This window comes from Demequina flava, assembly GCF_000975035.1.
GTDB lineage: Bacteria > Actinomycetota > Actinomycetes > Actinomycetales > Demequinaceae > Demequina > Demequina flava.
This window is the reverse complement of the sequence record NZ_BBRA01000003.1, coordinates 1-5461: the sequence shown is the minus strand read 5'-3', so window position 1 is coordinate 5461 and position 5461 is coordinate 1. Positions and strand designations below refer to the sequence as shown.

Here is a 5461-nt window from a genome sequence, read left to right as displayed (position 1 = left end):
AGTAAGTTAGAAGGGTTGCCCCAAAACCGGGCCCGTGAGGGTGAGGTGGTGGTGCGCGTCCGATCTTTGAGAACTCAACAGTGTGCCACATATTGTCGATGCCAAACTCCGGCATCCTCTTTTTGAGGGTGTTTAGGATTCCTTTGGTAGACAACGAAATGTCAGTGACATTTTGTTCGATGCTAGAGATTGAACTGACCAAGTTTTTGGTCTTCTTTGTAATGTTTGTGATCCCACTTTTGGTGGGTTTGCTGATTATCATTTATGGAGAGTTTGATCCTGGCTCAGGACGAACGCTGGCGGCGTGCTTAACACATGCAAGTCGAACGGTGAAGCCCAGCTTGCTGGGTGGATCAGTGGCGAACGGGTGAGTAACACGTGAGTAACCTGCCCCAGACTCTGGGATAAGCCTTGGAAACGAGGTCTAATACCGGATATGCAACGAGATCGCATGGTCATCGTTGGGAAAGTTTTTCGGTCTGGGATGGACTCGCGGCCTATCAGCTTGTTGGTGAGGTAATGGCTCACCAAGGCGACGACGGGTAGCCGGCCTGAGAGGGCGACCGGCCACACTGGAACTGAGACACGGTCCAGACTCCTACGGGAGGCAGCAGTGGGGAATATTGCACAATGGGCGAAAGCCTGATGCAGCGACGCCGCGTGGGGGATGAAGGCCTTCGGGTTGTAAACCCCTTTCAGCAGGGAAGAAGCGAAAGTGACGGTACCTGCAGAAGAAGCGCCGGCTAACTACGTGCCAGCAGCCGCGGTAATACGTAGGGCGCAAGCGTTGTCCGGAATTATTGGGCGTAAAGAGCTCGTAGGCGGCTTGTCGCGTCTGCTGTGAAAGCACGAGGCTCAACCTCGTGTCTGCAGTGGGTACGGGCAGGCTAGAGTGTGGTAGGGGAGACTGGAATTCCTGGTGTAGCGGTGGAATGCGCAGATATCAGGAGGAACACCGATGGCGAAGGCAGGTCTCTGGGCCACAACTGACGCTGAGGAGCGAAAGCATGGGGAGCGAACAGGATTAGATACCCTGGTAGTCCATGCCGTAAACGGTGGGCACTAGATGTGGGGACTATTCCATGGTTTCCGCGTCGCAGCTAACGCATTAAGTGCCCCGCCTGGGGAGTACGGCCGCAAGGCTAAAACTCAAAGGAATTGACGGGGGCCCGCACAAGCGGCGGAGCATGCGGATTAATTCGATGCAACGCGAAGAACCTTACCAAGGCTTGACATATACGGTCTATCCCTAGAGATAGGGAGTGATTTTTTCGCCGTATACAGGTGGTGCATGGTTGTCGTCAGCTCGTGTCGTGAGATGTTGGGTTAAGTCCCGCAACGAGCGCAACCCTCGTCCTATGTTGCCAGCACGTAATGGTGGGGACTCATAGGAGACTGCCGGGGTCAACTCGGAGGAAGGTGGGGATGACGTCAAATCATCATGCCCCTTATGTCTTGGGCTTCACGCATGCTACAATGGCCGGTACAAAGGGCTGCGATACCGTAAGGTGGAGCGAATCCCAAAAAGCCGGTCTCAGTTCGGATTGAGGTCTGCAACTCGACCTCATGAAGTTGGAGTCGCTAGTAATCGCAGATCAGCAACGCTGCGGTGAATACGTTCCCGGGCCTTGTACACACCGCCCGTCAAGTCACGAAAGTCGGTAACACCCGAAGACGTCGGCCTAACCCTTGTGGAGGGAGGCGTCTAAGGTGGGATTGGCGATTGGGACTAAGTCGTAACAAGGTAGCCGTACCGGAAGGTGCGGCTGGATCACCTCCTTTCTAAGGAGCATCTGGCAGTCAAACTTCGGTTTGGTTGTCCAGGCCTCGTTTCGGTCACATGTGTTGACCGGCGAGAGCTCATGGATGGAACATCGACATGGACATGGCAGCAAGCATTGACGCGTGTGAGTACGCCCCTTGGGGTTGGAAAGCGGATCGTGTTGGTGGGAGTTGTTCATGGTTGGCACACTGTTGGGTCCTGAAAGATCGGGACCCGTTAAGGGACACCGGATTCTTTCTGGTTTTGGTCCCCTCGTTGTAGACGAACCGCTCCCGTGTGGGGGTAGGCGCTGCAGTAGATGAGGGGTATCGCCCGTAGCTTGAGAACTGCATAGTGGACGCGAGCATCTTTGATTTCTGTGTCAAGTTTTTAAGAGCACATGGTGGATGCCTTGGCAGTAGGAGCCGATGAAGGACGTTGTAGCCTGCGATAAGCCTCGGGGAACTGGCAAACAAGTTTTGATCCGAGGATGTCCGAATGGGGAAACCCCGCTGGAGTCATGTCCAGTGACCTGCACCTGAATATATAGGGTGTTTGGAGGGAACGTCGGGAAGTGAAACATCTCAGTACCGACAGGAAGAGATATTCCGTGAGTAGTGGCGAGCGAAAGCGGAACAGGCCAAACCATATACGTGTGATAGCTATCAGGCGTTGCGTATGTGGGGTTGTGGGACCTTTTGTCACCAGCTGATACTGGTGAGCGAAGTCATAAATGTGCGTGATAGTCGAAGGGCATTGAAAGGCCCGGCATAGAGGGTGCGACCCCCGTAGACGAAATTGCGTGCACTTCGAAGAGTTATCCCAAGTAGCACGGGGCCCGAGAAATCCCGTGTGAATCCGCGAAGACCACTTCGTAAGCCTAAATACTTCCTACTGACCGATAGCGGAACAGTACCGTGAGGGAAAGGTGAAAAGTACCCCGAGAGGGGAGTGAAATAGTACCTGAAACCGTGTGCTTACAATCCGTCGGAGCCTCCCTAGCAGGGGTGACGGCGTGCCTTTTGAAGAATGAGCCTGCGAGTTAGTGCTCAGTGGCAAGGTTAACCCGTGAGGGGCAGCCGTAGCGAAAGCGAGTCCGAATAGGGCGGTAGAGTCGCTGGGTCTAGACCCGAAGCGAAGTGATCTATCCATGGCCAGGTTGAAGCGCGGGTAAGACCGCGTGGAGGACCGAACCCACTTGGGTTGAAAACCGAGGGGATGAGCTGTGGATAGGGGTGAAAGGCCAATCAAACTTCGTGATAGCTGGTTCTCCCCGAAATGCATTTAGGTGCAGCGTTGCGTGTTTCTTACCGGAGGTAGAGCTACTGGATGGCCGATGGGCCCCACCAGGTTACTGACGTCAGCCAAACTCCGAATGCCGGTAAGTCAGAGCGCAGCAGTGAGACTGTGGGGGATAAGCTTCATAGTCGAGAGGGAAACAGCCCAGAACACCAACTAAGGTCCCTAAGCGTGTGCTAAGTGGGAAAGGATGTGGAGTTGCATAGACAACCAGGAGGTTGGCTTAGAAGCAGCCACCCTTGAAAGAGTGCGTAATAGCTCACTGGTCAAGTGATTCCGCGCCGACAATGTAGCGGGGCTCAAGTACACCACCGAAGTTGTGTCATTCACACATTGCCCGGCTTCCATCTTCGTGATGGGGGTCCAAGCGTGTGGATGGGTAGGGGAGCGTCGTGTGGGCAGTGAAGCTGCGGGGTAACCCAGCAGTGGAGACCACACGAGTGAGAATGCAGGCATGAGTAGCGAAAGACGGGTGAGAAACCCGTCCGCCGAATGATCAAGGGTTCCAGGGCCAGGTTAATCCGCCCTGGGTAAGTCGGGACCTAAGGCGAGGCCGACAGGCGTAGTCGATGGACAACGGGTTGATATTCCCGTACCGGCGAAGAACCGCCCATGCCAAGGCGGATAATGCTAAGCGCCCGAACCACACTCGATCTCTTCGGAGTGACAGATGTGGCTAGCGCGCGAACCAAGTCCGTAGTAGGCAAGCGTAATAACAGGGGTGACGCAGGAAGGTAGCCGAGCGTGGCGATGGTAGTCCACGTCTAAGGGTGTAGGACGAACGGTAGGCAAATCCGCCGTTCACATGTCTGAGACCCGATGGTGACCACATTAGTGGGAAATCGGTGATCCTATGCTGCCAAGAAAAACCTCGGCGCGAGGTTCTAGCCGCCCGTACCCCAAACCGACTCAGGTGATCAGGTAGAGAATACTAAGGCGATCGAGTGAATCGTGGTTAAGGAACTCGGCAAAATGCCCCCGTAACTTCGGGAGAAGGGGGGCCTGAGGCGTGATCAGCACTAGCTGCTGTGAGCGTTCGAAGGCCGCAGAGACCAGGGAGAAGCGACTGTTTACTAAAAACACAGGTCCGTGCGAAGTCGCAAGACGATGTATACGGACTGACGCCTGCCCGGTGCTGGAAGGTTAAGAGGAACGGTTAGCCGCAAGGCGAAGCTGTGAATTTAAGCCCCAGTAAACGGCGGTGGTAACTATAACCATCCTAAGGTAGCGAAATTCCTTGTCGGGTAAGTTCCGACCTGCACGAATGGCGTAACGACTTCTCCGCTGTCTCAACCGCGAACTCGGCGAAATTGCACTACGAGTAAAGATGCTCGTTACGCGCAGCAGGACGGAAAGACCCCGGGACCTTTACTATAGCTTGGTATTGGTATTCGGTGTGGTTTGTGTAGGATAGGTGGGAGACTTTGAAGCCAATACGCCAGTATTGGTGGAGTCATTGTTGAAATACCACTCTGATCACTCTGGATATCTAACTTCGGTCCGTAATCCGGACCAGGGACAGTGCCTGGTGGGTAGTTTAACTGGGGCGGTTGCCTCCCAAAGAGTAACGGAGGCGCTCAAAGGTTCCCTCAGCCTGGTTGGCAATCAGGTGGCGAGTGCAAGTGTACAAGGGAGCTTGACTGTGAGACTGACAGGTCGAGCAGGGACGAAAGTCGGAACTAGTGACCCGCTGGTGGCATGTGGAAGCGCCAGCGCTCAACGGATAAAAGGTACCCCGGGGATAACAGGCTGATCCTGCCCAAGAGTCCATATCGACGGCATGGTTTGGCACCTCGATGTCGGCTCGTCGCATCCTGGGGCTGGAGTTGGTCCCAAGGGTTGGGCTGTTCGCCCATTAAAGCGGTACGCGAGCTGGGTTTAGAACGTCGTGAGACAGTTCGGTCCCTATCCGCTGCGCGCGCAGGAAATTTGAGAGAATCTGACCCTAGTACGAGAGGACCGGGTTGGACGAACCTCTGGTGTGCCAGTTGTTCCGCCAGGAGCACGGCTGGTTGGCTACGTTCGGAACGGATAACCGCTGAAAGCATCTAAGCGGGAAGCCGGTCTCAAGATGAGATTTCCACGGAGCTTGCTCCGAGAGGCCCCCTATAGACCATGGGGTTGATAGGCCGGATGTGGAAGAGGGGACTAACGACCCTTGAAGCTGACCGGTACTAATAGGCCGATAACTTGACTTTAAATCAAACATGTAACAAAGCGTCCACTATGCGGTTCCCGAGAAACGGTCGAACCCAAAACCGATATCTCCATAGAGTTGCCGCAGCCATAGCGAGAGGGAAACGCCCGGTCCCATTCCGAACCCGGAAGCTAAGCCTCTCAGCGCCGATGGTACTGCACTCGCCAGGGTGTGGGAGAGTAGGTCGCTGCGGCACATATTTT

At 54.9% G+C, this 5461-nt stretch carries 3 rRNA genes; all 3 read left to right on the top strand.

The window, feature by feature from the left end:
* The first annotated feature begins 261 nt into the window (after positions 1 to 261).
* Positions 262 to 1782, top strand: a 16S ribosomal RNA gene (locus AOP74_RS11975).
* A gap of 360 nt (positions 1783 to 2142) precedes the next feature.
* Positions 2143 to 5259, top strand: a 23S ribosomal RNA gene (locus AOP74_RS11970).
* A 78-nt stretch (positions 5260 to 5337) separates the two neighbouring features.
* Positions 5338 to 5454 (top strand): 5S ribosomal RNA (gene rrf, locus AOP74_RS11965).
* The 16S, 23S and 5S rRNA genes sit together here, the layout of an rRNA operon.
* Positions 5455 to 5461 lie beyond the last annotated feature (7 nt).